We start from the raw sequence: 15,928 nt of genomic DNA, 5'->3' as shown, positions 1-15,928 counted from the left end.
CAACGCGGGCTGGCAGGATGGCCGAATGGACATCATGCTTTTCCATTCGGCCTACGGTCTGCGCCCGGCCGTGCACGCCGCAGCCGACCGGCTGCGCGAAGCGGGGCACCAGGTTCACGTGCCCGACCTCTTCGGGGGACAAACCGTCGAGAGCGTCGAAGTGGGCAGGGAGCTCCAGGACAAGATCGGCACGGACGAGCTGCTGCGCCGCGCGATCCTGGCGGCGGCGCCCCACTCCGACGAGGGGCTGGTGTACGCCGGGTTCTCCCTCGGCGGCTCGATCGCGCAGAACCTCGCGCTGGGCGACGAGAAGGCGCGTGGGCTGCTGCTTCTGCACGGCACCTCGGACATCGCGGCGGGAGCGGCCGTGGACGAACTGCCCGTACAGCTGCACGTCGCGGACCCGGATCCGTTCGAGCCGCACGACTGGCTGAGCGCCTGGTATCTGCAGATGCAGCGGGCGGGCGCGGATGTGGAGATCTACCGCTACCCGGGCGCCGGGCATCTGTACACCGACCCCGAACTGCCCGACTACGACGAGGCGGCGGCCGAGCTGACCTGGCGGACCGCGATCGGATTCCTCGCGACGCTGTAGGGCTGGGGGCTTGGGGTCTCAGGGGCGGGTGCACCGGCCGGTCGTGCCGCCGCCCGGGGCCGGGTTGCAGAGATACACGCGGTCGGACTCGCTGTCGCTCAGAAAGCGGCCGAAGCATTCGTTCTTCGTACTGAGGCCGTTGGTGCGGCACCAGGTGACCGCGGCGGCGCCGTTGTCGAAGCCGGGGACGTAGAACATCCAGTAGCCGGCGCGAAGTGAGGCGTACTCACCGCTGTCGACGTAACGGACATTGCTGAGGCCCTGGTTGCGCAGGACCCGCTCCTGGCGGTCGCGGGCGGCGGTGCCGGCCGACTTCGACACGGAGGCGAGCTGGGCGACCCAGATATCGGTGGTCGGGTTCCCGGCCGGGGGAGTTGGGCTCGGCGTCGGCGTCGGCGTCGGAGTGGGTGTCGGGGTGGGGCTCGGCGACGTGGTCCCGGTAGGGGTCGGCGCGGGGGAGCTGCTGCTCGATCTGCCTTTGCCCGCAGAGCTGTTGCCGTCCCCGCTGTCCGGGTTGCGCAGGGCGAGCACCAGCACCGCGCCCGCGGTGACCGCGAGGGCCACCGCGATCACCGCGGCGACGACCGGCATACGGTTCCGGGCCGACCCGGCCGATCCCCGCGGCCGCGGCCGAGGCCGCAGCCGCGTCGCCGCCGGCTGGTACGGGGTCTGCGGCGGGGTCGGATACAAGGGCGGGGGCGGCGGCACCGGAGCCACGCCCGCCGTCCTTGTCGGCTGCGCCCAGTGCGGCGCGTTCCCCGACTCGACCTGCGCCAGCATCGTCTCCAGCCGGGCCGCGTCGGGCCGCGCCGCCGCATCCCGTACCAGCAGCGCGTTCAGTACGGGCGCGAGCGGACCGGAGCGCACCGGCGGCGGCACCGGGTCGTCCAGCACGGCCGCCAGCGTGGCCAGCGTCGTACCGCGGCGCAGGGGACTGACGCCCTCCACGCACACGTACAGCACCAGACCGAGCGACCACAGGTCGGAGGCCGCGTCGTTGTCCCGCCCGCGGATCCGCTCCGGGGCGATGTACTCGGGCGAGCCGATCAGGTCACCGGTCGCGGTCAGCGAGGCCGAACCCTGCAGGGCCGCGATGCCGAAGTCCGTGAGCACCGCGCTCCCGTCGGCGCGCAGCAGCACATTGGCGGGCTTCACATCCCGGTGATGGATGCCCGCTGCGTGCGCGGCACGCAGCGCCGAGAGCACCTGCCGCCCGATCCGCGCCGCGTCCCGCGGCGCCAGGGGCCCCTGGGCGAGCCGGTCCTGGAGCGTGGTGCCGGGCAGCAGCTCCATGACGATCCACGGGTGCGGGCCCTCGTCCACGATGTGATGGATCGTCACGACATGGGGGTGGCTGATCCTGGCCAGGGCCCTGGCCTCGCGCAGCACACGTTCCCGCAGTGTGCGCGAGGCCTCCGGGTCACCGGCCGCGAGCGCCGGATCGGGCGGCCGGACCTCCTTCAGCGCCACCTCGCGGTGCAGGGCGGTGTCCCAGGCGCGCCAGACCGTGCCCATGCCTCCGCTGCCGAGCCGCTCCCGCAGCTCGAAGCGCCCGTCGATGACCCTGTGAGCCGAGCCCCCGTTCATGCGGGTCAGCGTACGGGCTGGCCGACCCGCTCGACACGCTGTGTCCCCGACAGAGTCCGGTAGGACCGGGCCCACTTGGAGGTCGCGTCCTCCGTCGTCTTGTCGGAGATGACGTAGTAGTCCATCTGCGAGCGCTCGGCGGTGACGTCGAGGACGCCGTAGCCGTGGTTGTCCATGTCGATCCACTTCACATGGCGGTTGGCCGCCTTGACGGCCGCCGACGCGACCAGCGAGAGGGTGCCCGGGGCGACGTGGAGGATGTCGTCCAGGTTGTCGGAGGTCACCGACGTCACCACGAACTCGGTCGCCGCGGACTCCGAGAAGGGGTACGTCGCCGCCTTGACCGGCACGTCGTTGGCCCAGGCCATGTGGATGTCACCGGTGAGGAAGACGGTGTTGTCGATCCCGCGCTGGGTGAGGTGCGCCAGCAGCTCCTTGCGGTCGTCGGTGTAGCCGTCCCACTGGTCGACGTTGACCGCGAGGCCTTCCTTGGGCAGGCCCAGCAACTCGGCTATCGGACCCAGCAGATGGGCCGGTACGGAGCCGAAGGCGACCGGCGAGATCATCACCGAGGTGCCGACCAGCTTCCAGGCCGCGTCGGATCCGGCGAGGCCCGCCTTGAGCCAGTCGAGCTGGGCGCGGCCGGTGATCGAACGGTTCGGGTCGTCCACGCTGCCGCTGCCGACCGTCGCCTGCTGGGAGCGGAAGGACCGCAGGTCGAGCAGGTGCAGATCGGCGAGCTTGCCGAAGCGCAGCCGGCGGTAGACGGTGCCCTCGGTGGAGGCGCGGACGGGCATCCACTCGAAGTATGCCTGGCGCGCTGCCGCCGCCCGTGCCGCCCACTCGCCCTCGGCGCCGGGGGTGTGGTTCTCGGCCCCGCCCGACCAGGTGTCGTTCGCGAACTCGTGGTCGTCCCATATCGCGATCACCGGGTGCGCGGCGTGCAGCGCCTGGAGGTCGCTGTCCGTCTTGTACGTGGCGTGGCGGGTGCGGTAGTCGGCGAGCGTGGTGATCTCGTTCTTCGGCGAGTGCTGGCGTACGACGTACTTGGGCTCCGGGTAGCCGCCGGTCGCGTACTCGTAGATGTAGTCGCCGAGATGGAGGATCGCGTCGAGGTCGGCGCGGGCGGCGAGATGGCGGTACGCGGAGAAGTAACCGGCCTCCCAGTTGGCGCAGGAGACCACACCGAAGCGCACTCCGGGGGTGGCGGCTTCGGTGGCCGGGGCGGTGCGGGTGCGGCCGACGGCAGAGATTCCCGTACCGGCGGTGAAGCGGAAGTAATAGGCGGTCGCCTGGCGCAGGCCCCTTACGTCGACCTTGACGGTGTGGTCGGAGGCGGCCTTCGAGGTGGTGGTGCCGCGCGCGGCGATCCGGGCGAAGGCCTTGTCCTCGGCGACCTCCCAACCGACCGCGGTGTCGGCGCCCTTGCCGGAGCCCGGCACGGCGTCGGGGGTGGGTGTGATGCGGGTCCACAGCAGCACGCCGTCGGGCAGCGGATCGCCGGACGCGACGCCGTGCAGGAAGGCGGGGGCCTCCTGGGCGGAGGCGGCGGTGGCGGAGGAGGCGGCCGCGAGAACGGGGGCGGCGACGACAGCGGTGGCGGCGGCGGCCTTGACGACCGTGCGGCGGCTGGGAGTTGAGGAGAGTCGACTGGTCACGGCGGATCAGACTACTGAGCAGTAGCCCGAATGGGCGAGCGAATGGGGAAAGTTCGCACGGGTATTGGGGGCGGGTCACCGGGATGTTGCCTGGGGTTGGGGAGGTCGTAACGGGCGAGCGGGTGTTTTCCCCACCCACCGCGCCCTCCCGAAACCAGGGGGATACCCAAGAGCAGCGCCCTGCCCCGCCGGGGGGGCAGAGCAGCGCCCCACCCCCCGCCCGTCGTCAGGCCTTCAGCGCCTTCGCGATCGCCGCGTTGAACTGCTCCACCGTCATCGGCGGGTTGTCGCTGCCCTCCGCCGTCACCTTCTTGCCATCCATCTTCAGCGCCGGCGTGCCCGTGACCCCGCTCTTGTCGAACGTCGCCGACATCTTCATCGCCCACGCGTCGAAGGTGCCGTCCTCCACGTTCTTCTTGAACTCGGCATTGCTCTTCAGCGCCGGAATCGTGTCGGCGACCTCAAGCAGGTACGAGTCCTTGGCGAACTTGTCGTCGCTCTCCTTGGGGTGCCACTTCGCCGAGTACAGCGCGGCCTTGTACTCCGTGAAGGCCTCCGGGCTGACATTGAGCGCCGCACCCAGCGCGCTCAGCGCGTTCTTCGAGCCCTCGCCCGAGTCGGAGTTGTCGATGAACGTCGCGCCGACGTACTTCACCTTGTACTTGCCGGCGTCGACGTCCTTCTTCACCGTCGGGCCCACCGCCTGCTCGAAGCTCGCGCAGACCGGGCAGCGCGAGTCCTCGTACAGCTCCAGCGTCTTCTTCGCGGTCGACTTGCCGATGACGACGGTCGTCCCGTTCTCGCCCTCGGTGTTCTTCGGCGCGGTGACGTTCTTCTCGTCCTTCACCGACTCCCAGTGGGTCGGCTTATTGGCCTGCATGATCGCGTAACCGGCGCCGCCCGCGATCGCGAGGACCACGATCGCCGAACCGATCACGATCAGCTGCCGGCGGGTCTTGTCCTTCTTGGCCTGGCGCTCACGCTCCTGGCGCAGCCGCTCGCGGGCCGCCGCCTTGTTGGCCTGGTTGTTGCGTGCACTCATGCTCATTCACTCCGTGTGACGTCGTATCAGGAGATACGGAAAGGGGTACGGCAAAGGGGGACTGCGTGCTCAGGCGAAAACTGCCGCCGAGCGCGGCGGTCCCCGCCGTCCGACGGAGTGCACCAGCAGGCGGGTGCGGGAGGTACGGGGCCGGCGGGGCGCGGGGCGCGCTCCGCGGCGTACGGTCCGGTGCGCCGTGCCCACCGCGGCCGCGAGCAGCAGCGGGCGGAATGCGAAGGCGCCCACCGCCCGCACCAGACCCGCCAGCGCCGACTCGCCGCGCCGCAGCCACGCCGCGGCGAGCAGCCCGACCGACATGTGCGCGGCGAGCAGCAGCCAGGGCAGCGCCGGGTCCGCGGAGTGCAGCAGGGTGGCCGCACCCCGCTCGGGGATGGCCACCCCCGGCAGCGCCGTGCCGACATTGCCGCCGCACAGCACGTCGAAGCCGACCGAGCGCAGCGAGCCGGCGACCGGTCCGCCGGCGGGGCCGTAACAGACGTTCTGGCCCGTGGTGAAGACCGTGTCGGCCGCCAGCTCCAGCGGCACGAGCAGGCCCGCGATCCGCCAGAAGCCGCGCTCCCGGCCCGACAGCGCGAACGCGACGGCGAAGACGCCCGCCGCGAGTCCGGCGACGGTGGTCAGCGGCAGCGGGACCTGGGACAGCAGCACATGGGAGGCGGCGGACAGCGTCACGACCAGTCCCGTGAAGATCGCCGCCCGCAGCCCCCTGAGCCGCATCCCTGATATGTCCATCACCGGGGAGTGTCCCATGCCCGCCTGTAAGAGACTCCTAAGGCCCCGAGGAGCTGGCCCCGAGGAGCCGGCCCTGAGGAGCCGGCCCGCGGCCCTGTCCTAGAGGCCCGGAATCTTTCCGTTGCGGAACAGGTCCACGAAGATCTGGTGGTCCGCCCGCGCCCGCGCGCCGTAGCTGTGCGCGAACTCCACCAGCAGCCCGGCGAAGCCCTCCTCGTCCGCCGCGATCGCCGCGTCGATGGAACGCTCGGTGGAGAACGGCACCAACGAGTGACCGCTCTGGTCGTCCGCCGCCCCGTGCATCGTCGCCGTCGCCCGGCCCAGGTCCGCGACGACCGCCGCGATCTCCTCCGGGTCGTCGATGTCCGACCAGTCCAGATCCACCGCGTACGGCGAGACCTCGGCCACCAGCTGACCGGCGCCGTCCAGCTCGGTCCAGCCCAGCCACGGGTCGGCGTGGTCCTGCAGCGCACGCTGCGAGATCACCGTGCGGTGGCCCTCGTGCTGGAAGTACTCCCGCACGGCCGCGTCGGTGATGTGACGGGAGACTGCGGGGGTCTGCGCCTGCTTCATATAGATGATGACGTCGTTCTCGAGGGCGTCGCTGTTGCCCTCGAGCAGGATGTTGTACGACGGCAGGCCGGCCGAGCCGATGCCGATGCCGCGCCGCCCCACCACGTCCTTGACCCGGTACGAGTCGGGCCGGGTCAGGCTGGACTCGGGCAGGGTCTCCAGATAGCCGTCGAAGGCGGCGAGCACCTTGTACCGGGTGGCCGCGTCCAGCTCGATGGAGCTGCCGCCGGCCGCGAACCGGCGCTCGTAGTCGCGGATCTCGGTCATCGAGTCCAGCAGCGAGAAGCGGGTGAGCGAGCGGGCGTCGCGCAGCACATCGAGCAGCGGGCCGTCGGCGGTGTCCAGCGTGAAGGGCGGTACCTCGTCGTTCTTCGCGCCGGCGGCCAGGGCGTGGATGCGCTCGCGGTAGGCGGCGGCGTAGACCCGCACCAGCTCGGTGATCTGCTCGTCGCTGAGCGCCTTGGTGTAGCCGATCAGCGCCAGCGAGGCGGACAGCCGCTTCAGGTCCCAGGTGAAGGGGCCGACGTACGCCTCGTCGAAGTCGTTGACGTTGAAGATCAGCCGGCCGTTGGCGTCCATGTACGTGCCGAAGTTCTCGGCGTGCAGGTCGCCGTGGATCCACACCCGGCCGGTGCGGTCGTCCAGGAACGGGCCGCCGTGCTGCTCCCGCTCCAGGTCGTTGTAGAAGAGGCTGGCGGACCCCCGGTAGAAGGCGAACGCCGAGGCGGCCATCTTCCGGAACTTGACCCGGAACGCCGCCGGGTCGGCGGCCAGAAGCTCGCCGAACGCGGTCTCGAAGACGGAGAGAATCTGCTCGCCGCGCTGATCGGCTTCAGCCTGCTGGACCGACATCGCTGGGTGCCTCCTGGTGCCAGATGTGCATGACAAATGGGACGGTTGGTTCCGCCCCTTCCAACGCATGAAGGTACTCGCGAGTGCCCTCGGACTGTCAGTGCGGAGACGTAGACTTCCACGCTGTTCCCCCAGACTGTCCGCAGCAGGGGGTCCGGGGGTGTCCCCCGGGTAAACACAGTGCTCAACGTTCTTTCGGAGGCATTCCGTCGTGACCAAGCCGCCTTTCACGCACCTTCACGTCCACACCCAGTACTCCCTGCTGGACGGTGCCGCGCGGCTCAAGGACATGTTCGACGCCTGCAACGAGATGGGCATGTCGCACATCGCCATGACGGACCATGGCAACCTCCACGGCGCCTACGACTTCTTCCATCAGGCCAAGAAGGCCGGTGTGACGCCGATCATCGGCATCGAGGCGTATGTGGCCCCGGAGTCCCGGCGGAACAAACGGAAGATCCAGTGGGGCCAGCCGCACCAGAAGCGGGACGACGTCTCCGGCTCCGGTGGCTACACCCACAAGACGATCTGGGCGCACAACAGGACCGGTCTGCACAACCTCTTCCGGCTCTCCTCCGACGCGTACGCGGAGGGCTGGCTGCAGAAGTGGCCGCGTATGGACAAGGAGACCATCGCCCAGTGGTCCGAGGGGCTCATCGCCTCCACCGGCTGCCCCTCCGGCGAGCTCCAGACCCGGCTGCGCCTCGGCCAGTTCGACGAGGCACTCAAGGCGGCCTCCGAGTACCAGGACATCTTCGGCAAGGACAAGTACTTCCTGGAGCTGATGGACCACGGCATCGAGATCGAGCGCCGGGTCCGCGACGGTCTCCTGGAGGTCGGCAAGAAGCTCGGCATCCCGCCGATCGTCACCAACGACTCGCACTACACCTACGCGCACGAGGCGACGGCCCACGACGCCCTGCTCTGCATCCAGACCGGAAAGAACCTCTCCGACCCGGACCGCTTCCGCTTCGACGGCACCGGCTACTACCTGAAGTCCACGGACGAGATGTACGCGGTGGACTCCTCGGACGCCTGGCAGCAGGGCTGCGCCAACACCCTCCTGGTGGCCGAACAGGTCGACACCACGGGCATGTTCGAGGCGAAGAACCTGATGCCGAAGTTCGACATCCCGGAGGGCTTCACCGAGATCACCTGGTTCCAGGAGGAGGTCCGGGTCGGCATGAACCGCCGCTACCCGGGCGGTGTCCCCGACGACCGGCAGAAGCAGGCCGAGTACGAGATGGACATCATCATCCAGATGGGGTTCCCGGGGTACTTCCTGGTCGTCGCCGACTTCATCATGTGGGCCAAGAACAACGGCATCGCGGTGGGCCCCGGCCGTGGTTCGGCGGCCGGTTCGATCGTGGCGTACGCCATGGGCATCACCGACCTCGACCCGATCGAGCACGGGCTGATCTTCGAGCGATTCCTCAACCCCGAGCGTGTCTCCATGCCCGATGTCGACATCGACTTCGACGAGCGCCGGCGCGTCGAGGTCATCCGGTACGTCACGGAGAAGTACGGCGCCGACAAGGTCGCCATGATCGGTACGTACGGCAAGATCAAGGCGAAGAACGCCATCAAGGACTCCGCGCGCGTCCTCGGCTACCCGTACGCGATGGGCGACCGCCTCACCAAGGCGATGCCGGCCGATGTGCTGGGCAAGGGAATCGACCTCAACGGCATCACCGACCCGAAGCACCCGCGCTACAGCGAGGCGGGCGAGATCCGGGGGATGTACGAGAACGAGCCGGACGTCAAGAAGGTCATCGACACCGCCAAGGGCGTCGAGGGCCTGGTCCGGCAGATGGGTGTGCACGCGGCCGGCGTGATCATGTCCAGCGAGACGATCACCGACCACGCCCCGGTCTGGGTCAGGCACACCGACGGCGTCACCATCACACAGTGGGACTACCCGAGCTGTGAGTCGCTCGGCCTGCTGAAGATGGACTTCCTGGGTCTGCGAAACCTGACCATCATGGACGACGCCGTCAAGATGGTGAAGGCGAACAAGGACGTAGAGCTCGATCTGCTCGGCCTCCCGCTGGACGACCCCACGACGTACGAGCTGCTGTGCCGGGGTGACACGCTCGGCGTGTTCCAGTTCGACGGCGGTCCGATGCGCTCGCTGCTGCGGCTGATGAAGCCCGACAACTTCGAGGACATTTCCGCCGTGTCGGCCCTGTACCGGCCGGGCCCGATGGGCATGAACTCCCATACGAACTACGCGCTCCGCAAGAACGGCCAGCAGGAGATCACGCCGATCCACCCGGAGCTGGAGGAGCCGCTCAAGGAGGTCCTCGGCCTCACCTACGGTCTGATCGTCTATCAGGAGCAGGTGCAGAAGGCCGCCCAGATCATCGCGGGGTACTCGCTCGGCGAGGCCGACATCCTCCGCCGCGTGATGGGCAAGAAGAAGCCCGAGGAGCTGGCGAAGAACTTCGGCATCTTCCAGGCCGGCGCCCGCAAGAACGGCTACAGCGACCAGGCCATCCAGGCGCTGTGGGACGTGCTGGTCCCCTTCGCCGGATACGCCTTCAACAAGGCGCACTCCTCCGCGTACGGCCTGGTCACCTACTGGACCGCGTATCTCAAGGCCAACTACCCGGCCGAGTACATGGCGGCGCTGCTCACCTCGGTCAAGGACGACAAGGACAAGTCCGCGGTCTATCTGAACGAGTGCCGCCGCATGGGCATCAAGGTGCTGCCGCCCAATGTGAACGAGTCGCAGTCCAACTTCGCCGCCCAGGGCGACGAAGTGATCCTCTTCGGTCTCTCCGCCGTCCGGAACGTCGGCACGAACGTCGTCGATTCGATCATCCGCTCGCGCAAGGCGAAGGGGAAGTACTCCACCTTCCCGGACTTCCTCGACAAGGTCGAGGCCGTCGTCTGCAATAAGCGGACGGTCGAATCGCTCATCAAGGCCGGCGCCTTCGACGAGATGGGCCACACCCGCAAGGGCCTGGTCGCCCACCACGAACCCATGATCGACAATGTGGTCGCGGTCAAACGCAAGGAGGCCGAGGGCCAGTTCGACCTCTTCGGCGGGATGGGCGAGGAGGAGACCAGCGAGCCGGGATTCGGGCTCGACGTCGAGTTCTCGGACATCGAGTGGGACAAGTCGTATCTGCTCGCGCAGGAGCGCGAGATGCTCGGTCTGTACGTCTCCGACCATCCGCTCTTCGGTATCGAGCACCTCCTGAGCGACAAGTCGGACGCCGCGATCTCCCAGCTCACCGGCGGTGAGCACTCCGACGGAGCCGTGGTGACCATCGGCGGCATCATCTCGGGCCTGCAGCGCAAGATGACCAAACAGGGCAACGCCTGGGCGATCGCCACCGTCGAGGACCTGGCCGGCTCCATCGAGTGCATGTTCTTCCCGGCGACCTATCAGCTGGTGTCGACCCAGCTCGTCGAGGACACCGTCGTCTTCGTCAAGGGACGGCTCGACAAGCGCGAGGACATCCCGCGGCTGGTCGCCATGGAGATGCAGGTCCCCGACATCTCCTCGGCCGGCACCAACGCCCCGGTGGTCGTCACCATCCCCACGGTGAAGGTCACTCCGCCGATGATCAGCAGGCTCGGTGAGATCCTCAGCCACCACAAGGGCAACACCGAGGTCCGGATCAAGCTGCAGGGCCCCCGCAAGACCACGGTGCTCCGGCTCGACCGGCACCGCGTCCAGCCGGACCCGGCGCTCTTCGGAGATCTGAAGGTGCTGCTCGGCCCGTCCTGTCTGGCCGGCTGACCCACTTCGCCTACGCCTACGTCTACGCACACGCCGCAAGGGGCGCGCCCGTCGTCACGGGCGCGCCCCTTGCGGCGATGTACGGCGCGATCAGTTGTGGCCGAAGCGCCGCTGGTGTTTACGGGCGACGTCCGCCGGGCTGCCCTGAGCCTGTGACTGGGGCCGAGCCTGGGACTCGTACGCGGTCGACTTCGCCTGCTCGCTGCCGCGCTCGGCGGCGGGTGAGCGGTCCTGCTGGCCGCTCTGCTTGCGATTCTTGTTCTTGGCCATGGTGATGCCTCCTGTGGGATTTCTCGGGGCCAGGGCCGCTGTCAGACTCACATACCCGCAGAACTGCCGCATTTTGGATCAATACGGTGGGTAAGGGCTCCCTGTCATGCCATGGGTGAGGGATCCGCCACGCCGATGATCGAGTTCCGGCCGTTAACCCTCCCGTGGTCGGGCAGACTCGAAGGAAACCCGGAACAATCCCCGATCCGGAACCTTCTCCGATCCCGAAGTTCCCGAAAGAGGGTGGAACGCGTGGACCGCTGCGTTGTCCTGGTGGACGCCGGATATCTGCTGGGCGCCGCCGCGAGCCTGCTCGCCGGAGAGCCGGCGCGTTCCCGGATCACTGTCGACCACGCCGCCCTCATCCAGGGCCTTCGCGACCTCGCCGAGGCCGATACGGAACGCCCCCTGCTCCGTATCTACTGGTTCGACGGAGCCCCCGACCGCGTACCGCAGCCCGAGCACCGGCGGCTGCGCGTCATGCCGCGCGTGACGGTCCGGCTCGGCGCACTGACCCGCAGCGACGGCCGCTGGGCGCAGAAGGGCGTGGATGCCGCCATGCACGCCGAGCTCACCGAACTGGCCAGAAATCGCGCCTGCTCGGATGTCGTCCTGGTGACCGGCGACGGAGATCTGCTGCCCGGACTGATGTCCGCGAAGGAGCACGGCGTCGCCGTCCACCTCTGGGCGGTGCAGGCCGCCGACGGCGACTACAACCAGTCCGAGGACCTGGTCGCCGAGGCCGACGAGCGGCGGGTGCTGGACCGTGTGTGGATCACCCGTTCCGTACGGGCCAAGGAGCTCACCGGCATCTGCGCGCCGCCCCCCGCGCCCCGCCCGGAGATCGCTGCGATCCTCTCCGCACCGCTGCCCGAATCGGCGCTCGCCGCCTCGCAGGAGCGCGCGGCCGAGGCCGTACGGAACGGCTCGCAGCCCCCGGCCTCCGAGAACGGCGCCGAGGCCGGCCCCGCCCCCGCCACCACCAAGGGGGGCGTCCCCACCCCCAAGGACCTGGCAAGCCTGCGCGCCCCGGGGCCCGCCACCGCGGCACACCCGACGAGCGCCACCCTGCGCTGGTCCTCCGACAAGGGCTGGGTCGAGCGCCCCGGCGGCGGAGGGGCACTCGGCGAGCCGCCGGAGACCGCATCGCTGCCGACGCTGGCCCAGCTCACCAGCGCCGAGCAGCGCTGGGCCGACCGCGAGGAGGACATCACCACGGTCGGCGGCGACCCCTTCGAGGTCGGCCAGGTCTTCGCCAGGCGCTGGATGGAACGGCTGCCGGAACAGAGCCATGTGCAGAAGCTGTCCACCATGTACCCGCGGATCCCGCACCGCATCGACGGCGAACTGCTGCGCTACGCGGCCCGCTTCGGGCTGCTCGCGCACAAGGACGACCAGATCGACGAGCACGACCGCTATGCGATCCGGGCCGGATTCTGGCGCGAGATCGACGTACGGGCGGCCGCCGAGCACGCCCCCGCGGGGGAGTAGCCCTGCCGACCCCTTAGGCTCGTCCCTTGTGAGTACGGTGTGCGTGGTGCGCGATCTGGTCAAGACGTACCCCGCCGTGCGCGGTCGCCGCGGTACCCCCGGGACCCCCGAGGTGCGCGCCACCGACGGCATCTCCCTCGAGGTGCGGCGCGGTGAGATCTTCGGCCTGCTCGGGCCCAACGGCGCCGGCAAGTCCACCCTCGTGCGACAGCTCACCGGACTGATGCGGCCGGACTCCGGCAGTGTCGAGATGCTGGGGCACGATCTCGTTCGTCATCCGGAGCGGGCTTCCCGGCTCGTCGGCTATCTCGGGCAGCAGTCCACGGCGCTCGACGAGCTGACCGTCGCGCTCGCCGCGGAGACGACGGGGCGGCTGCGCGGACTGTCCGTACGCGATGCGCGGGCCGAGCGGGACGGCGTACTGGAGGAGCTCGGGCTGACCGAGCTCGCCGCGCGCCCGCTGAAGAAGCTGTCCGGCGGACAGCGGCGGCTGGCCTGCGTCGCGGCGACACTGGTGGGGGACCGGCCGGTGCTGGTACTGGACGAGCCCACCACCGGAATGGACCCCGTCGCGCGCCGCGCGGTCTGGGCCGCGGTCGACCGGCGGCGGGCCGGGAACGGGGCGACCGTACTGCTTGTCACCCATAACGTCATCGAGGCCGAGACCGTCCTCGACCGGGTCGCCGTACTGGAACGGGGCCGCGTCATCGCCTGCGACAGCCCCGCCGGGCTCAAGGAACGGGTCGCGGGCGAGGTGCGGGTCGAGCTGGTGTGGCGCGAGCGGGCGCCGCTGGATGTGCCCGAGGTCGCCGCGCTGCGCGGGTCCGCTCAGGAGTCCGGGCGCCGCTGGGTGCTCAGGCTCGCGCCGGACGAGGCGCGTGCGGCGGTCGCGGCGGTGACGGGGGGCGCGGCGTTCGCGGCGCTCGACGACTTCACGCTGGCCACGCCCAGCCTGGAGGACGTGTACTTGGCGCTCGGCGGGAACGCGACGAAGGGGCTGGTCAAGGCATGAGCATCGCGCCTGCGGAGGCGGTGGCCGAACGGGTCGGGGCGGCCGGCGCGGCAGCGGTGGAAGCCGCACCGCTCGCGCCCCGCGCCCGGCTGCTGCCCGCGCTCTGCGCCGTGTACCGCGCGCAACTGTCGCGGGCGCGCGTCGCCCGGATCCCGCTGCTCTTCGTGGCGACCTTCCAGTCGATCGGGATCATGGTCCTGATGCGCGGGGTCGTCGACGGGGGGAATGAGGCGCGGGCCGTCGTCGCCGGGTCGAGCGTGCTCGTCGTCGCCTTCGTCGCGCTCAATCTGCTCGCCCAGTACTTCGGACAGCTGCGCGCCAGCGGCGGCCTCGACCACTACGCCACGCTGCCGGTGCCGCCGGCGGCGGTGGTGCTCGGTGCGGCCGGTGCGTACGCCTCCTTCACGGTGCCCGGGACGGTGGTCACGGCGGTCACCGGCAGTGTGCTGTTCGACCTGCCGATGACGCATCTATGGGTGCTGGCCGCGGTGATCCCGCTCGCCGGTGCGGCTCTGGCCGGGCTCGGCGCGGCGCTCGGGCTGCTCGCGCCGCGTCAGGAACTGGCGACGCTGCTCGGCCAGTTGGGCATGTCCGCGGCGCTTCTGCTCGGCGTGCTGCCGGCCGACCGGCTGCCCGGTCCTGTCGGGTACGCGCGCGATCTGCTGCCTTCCACGTACGGTGTCGAGGCGCTCGCCAGGACTTTCGACGCCCGGCCGGACTGGGCGGTCGTGGGACTCGATCTCGGGGTCTGCGCCGCGGTCGGTGTTGTCTCGCTGAGCGTCGCGACGTGGGCGTACCGGCGGGCGGCGGTCCGGTGAGGCACCGTTCGAGTACGCCTGGCACGATGGCGGTGTGACCGCACCTCTGACTCCGCCTCACCAGCCGCATCAGTCTTCGCCGAATTCGCCGAACCCCGGCCCTTGGCAGTCGCCGCCGACGGGGCACGCGCCGGCGTACGCGACCGACGCGGAGGAGACCCCGGACGTGAGGACGGAGCTGCGGGACGCGGCCGTGGTCCTGGTGGCCGTGGCGATCGCGGGCGTGGCGCTGGGCCTGCTGTGGCTGTGGCTGGCACCGCGGGTGCCGCTGATCTCCAACGACAAGGCGGTCTTCCTCAAGGACACGGAGGGCGAGGAGGCGGTGGGCGCAGACGGAACGTTTGCCCTGCTGGCACTCGGCTTCGGCGCGGTGAGCGCGGCGGCGGTCTTCTGGTTCCGAAGGCGCGGGGGCATCGCCCTGGTGGTGGCCCTGGCCCTGGGCGGCCTGCTGGGCTCGCTGCTGGCGTGGGGCATCGGGACGTGGTTCGGCCCGACGGACGATGTGGTCGCACATGCGAGGGCGGTCGGCGAGGGCGTGACGTTCGACGCGCCGCTGGAGCTGAAGGCGTACGGGACGCTGCTGGCGTGGCCGGTCGCGGCGATGGTGGTGCACCTGGCCGTGACGGCGCTGTTCGGCCCACGGGACCCGGAGCCGGAATGGCCCCCCACGCCGTACGGCCCGCCGCCCGGGGCGTGACGCCCGGCCCGTACGGCATCCGGCCGTGTCCTCAATCGCCGGACGGGATGAGGTTGCCGGACCGGCAGCCCGCCGCTCCCGTCAGTTGGGGCTCGTCGGCGCCCGGGTCAGATCGACCGCGGGCAGCGACGGAAGATGGCGGATCACCGCGGTTTCCGCGCGCAGGAGCGTGAGCTCCTCGCGCAGCCGGGTCGCCGTGTCCGGGGCCTGCAGCAGCCGTTGCTTCGCGGGGGTGTCCAGTACCGCCGCCGCGGCGACCAGATACGAGACCACCGACGGATCGTCCGGCAGATCCGCCCCCGTCGACAGGGACCGCTCCCGCGCTCCCGCCAGCCGCTTCTGATAGCTGCGGAACGCCCGCAGCACACCCTCGGCCAGCGCGCCCGCGCCGTCCCCCGAGTCCTCCGGGATCTCCTCGAACTCGGCCGTCAGATACGGGCCGCTCGCGTCGACCGAGAGGAGCTTGACCCGGGACGTACCCGTGGCCAGCACCTCGAAGCTGCCGTCCGCGCGCTCGCGGATCGTCGCCGCGTCCGCGATACAGCCGACGTGGTGGAAGGCCTGGATCGGGTCGGAGCCGAACCCCGCCGCCGGCCCGCGCTCGGGCAGCGCGGTCGGGTCCGGCATGCCGGGCGCGCTCGGCGCGACCTCGCGGCCGTCGCGGATCGCGACCACGGCGAAGCGTCGCGGCTCGGACTCGTCCGTCTTCATGAGCTCCCGCATCATGGCGCGATAACGCTCCTCGAAGATGTTCAAGGGCAGGACGAGGCCCGGGAACAGCACTGAGTTCAGCGGGAAGAGGGGGAGACGAGCGGTGGTCACAACGGTC

Annotated in this window: 13 protein-coding genes; 6 read left to right on the top strand and 7 right to left on the bottom strand. The window is 70.2% G+C overall.

Going from position 1 to position 15,928, the window contains the following annotated elements:
* Window positions 1-25: 25 nt before the first annotated feature.
* The gene (locus SLUN_RS10140; protein ID WP_108148176.1) at window positions 26-595 is read left to right on the top strand and encodes a dienelactone hydrolase family protein; all 570 of its coding nucleotides are present in this window, start codon (window positions 26-28) and stop codon (window positions 593-595) included.
* 18 nt (window positions 596-613) lie between these two features.
* Here SLUN_RS10140 and SLUN_RS10135 read toward each other — a convergent pair whose 3' ends face one another.
* The 5 genes from SLUN_RS10135 to SLUN_RS10115 all read right to left on the bottom strand — a co-directional run bounded on the left by SLUN_RS10135 (window position 614) and on the right by SLUN_RS10115 (window position 7,060).
* Window positions 614-2,182, bottom strand: coding sequence for a serine/threonine-protein kinase (locus SLUN_RS10135; protein WP_108148175.1), 1,569 nt, complete (start codon window positions 2,180-2,182; stop codon window positions 614-616).
* Between the two features lie 5 nt (window positions 2,183-2,187).
* On the bottom strand, window positions 2,188-3,840 hold the full coding sequence (locus SLUN_RS10130) for an alkaline phosphatase D family protein (protein ID WP_108148174.1): 1,653 nt from the start codon (window positions 3,838-3,840) through the stop codon (window positions 2,188-2,190).
* 226 nt (window positions 3,841-4,066) lie between these two features.
* A complete protein-coding gene (locus SLUN_RS10125; protein ID WP_108148173.1) occupies window positions 4,067-4,882 on the bottom strand; it encodes a DsbA family protein in 816 nt (271 codons plus the stop codon).
* Between the two features lie 69 nt (window positions 4,883-4,951).
* Entirely contained in the window at window positions 4,952-5,635 is a 684-nt protein-coding gene (locus SLUN_RS10120) for a hypothetical protein (protein WP_108154640.1), read from the bottom strand.
* Between the two features lie 99 nt (window positions 5,636-5,734).
* Window positions 5,735-7,060 (bottom strand): DUF2252 domain-containing protein, encoded by a 1,326-nt coding sequence (locus SLUN_RS10115; protein ID WP_108148172.1) that lies wholly within the window; start codon window positions 7,058-7,060, stop codon window positions 5,735-5,737.
* A gap of 211 nt (window positions 7,061-7,271) precedes the next feature.
* On the opposite strand from SLUN_RS10115, the gene dnaE reads away from it, so the two are divergent.
* On the top strand, window positions 7,272-10,811 hold the full coding sequence (dnaE, locus tag SLUN_RS10110) for a DNA polymerase III subunit alpha (RefSeq protein WP_108148171.1): 3,540 nt from the start codon (window positions 7,272-7,274) through the stop codon (window positions 10,809-10,811).
* Between the two features lie 90 nt (window positions 10,812-10,901).
* Here dnaE and SLUN_RS10105 read toward each other — a convergent pair whose 3' ends face one another.
* Complete coding sequence (locus tag SLUN_RS10105) at window positions 10,902-11,081, bottom strand: hypothetical protein (protein ID WP_108154639.1); 180 nt, start codon at window positions 11,079-11,081, stop codon at window positions 10,902-10,904.
* 252 nt (window positions 11,082-11,333) lie between these two features.
* Between SLUN_RS10105 and SLUN_RS10100 the strand changes: the two genes are divergently transcribed.
* The 4 genes from SLUN_RS10100 to SLUN_RS10085 all read left to right on the top strand — a co-directional run bounded on the left by SLUN_RS10100 (window position 11,334) and on the right by SLUN_RS10085 (window position 15,099).
* The gene (locus SLUN_RS10100; RefSeq protein WP_108154638.1) at window positions 11,334-12,572 is read left to right on the top strand and encodes an NYN domain-containing protein; all 1,239 of its coding nucleotides are present in this window, start codon (window positions 11,334-11,336) and stop codon (window positions 12,570-12,572) included.
* Between the two features lie 37 nt (window positions 12,573-12,609).
* The gene (locus tag SLUN_RS10095; protein WP_175313849.1) at window positions 12,610-13,584 is read left to right on the top strand and encodes an ABC transporter ATP-binding protein; all 975 of its coding nucleotides are present in this window, start codon (window positions 12,610-12,612) and stop codon (window positions 13,582-13,584) included.
* Entirely contained in the window at window positions 13,581-14,402 is an 822-nt protein-coding gene (locus SLUN_RS10090; protein ID WP_254710176.1) for an ABC transporter permease, read from the top strand. Before SLUN_RS10095 ends, SLUN_RS10090 begins: the two co-directional genes overlap by 4 nt.
* 166 nt (window positions 14,403-14,568) lie before the next feature.
* Window positions 14,569-15,099 carry an ABC transporter permease gene (locus SLUN_RS10085; RefSeq protein WP_371413818.1) on the top strand — a complete coding sequence of 177 codons (531 nt, stop codon included), beginning with the start codon at window positions 14,569-14,571 and terminating at the stop codon, window positions 15,097-15,099.
* 81 nt (window positions 15,100-15,180) lie between these two features.
* Here SLUN_RS10085 and SLUN_RS10080 read toward each other — a convergent pair whose 3' ends face one another.
* A complete protein-coding gene (locus SLUN_RS10080; RefSeq protein WP_108154635.1) occupies window positions 15,181-15,921 on the bottom strand; it encodes an LON peptidase substrate-binding domain-containing protein in 741 nt (246 codons plus the stop codon).
* Window positions 15,922-15,928: the final 7 nt, after the last annotated feature.

The sequence above is a fragment of the Streptomyces lunaelactis genome (assembly GCF_003054555.1).
In the GTDB taxonomy this organism is placed as follows: Bacteria; Actinomycetota; Actinomycetes; order Streptomycetales; family Streptomycetaceae; genus Streptomyces; species Streptomyces lunaelactis.
This window is presented reverse-complemented; position numbering and strand designations above follow the sequence as displayed.

Coding starts and splice junctions, on each gene's coding strand:
- SLUN_RS10140 (WP_108148176.1), top strand. CDS start 26: ATGGACATCATGCTTTTCCATTCGGCCTACGGTCTGCGCCCGGCCGTG.
- SLUN_RS10135 (WP_108148175.1), bottom strand. CDS start 2,182: ATGAACGGGGGCTCGGCTCACAGGGTCATCGACGGGCGCTTCGAGCTG.
- SLUN_RS10125 (WP_108148173.1), bottom strand. CDS start 4,882: ATGAGTGCACGCAACAACCAGGCCAACAAGGCGGCGGCCCGCGAGCGG.
- SLUN_RS10120 (WP_108154640.1), bottom strand. CDS start 5,635: ATGGACATATCAGGGATGCGGCTCAGGGGGCTGCGGGCGGCGATCTTC.
- SLUN_RS10115 (WP_108148172.1), bottom strand. CDS start 7,060: ATGTCGGTCCAGCAGGCTGAAGCCGATCAGCGCGGCGAGCAGATTCTC.
- SLUN_RS10105 (WP_108154639.1), bottom strand. CDS start 11,081: ATGGCCAAGAACAAGAATCGCAAGCAGAGCGGCCAGCAGGACCGCTCA.
- SLUN_RS10090 (WP_254710176.1), top strand. CDS start 13,581: ATGAGCATCGCGCCTGCGGAGGCGGTGGCCGAACGGGTCGGGGCGGCC.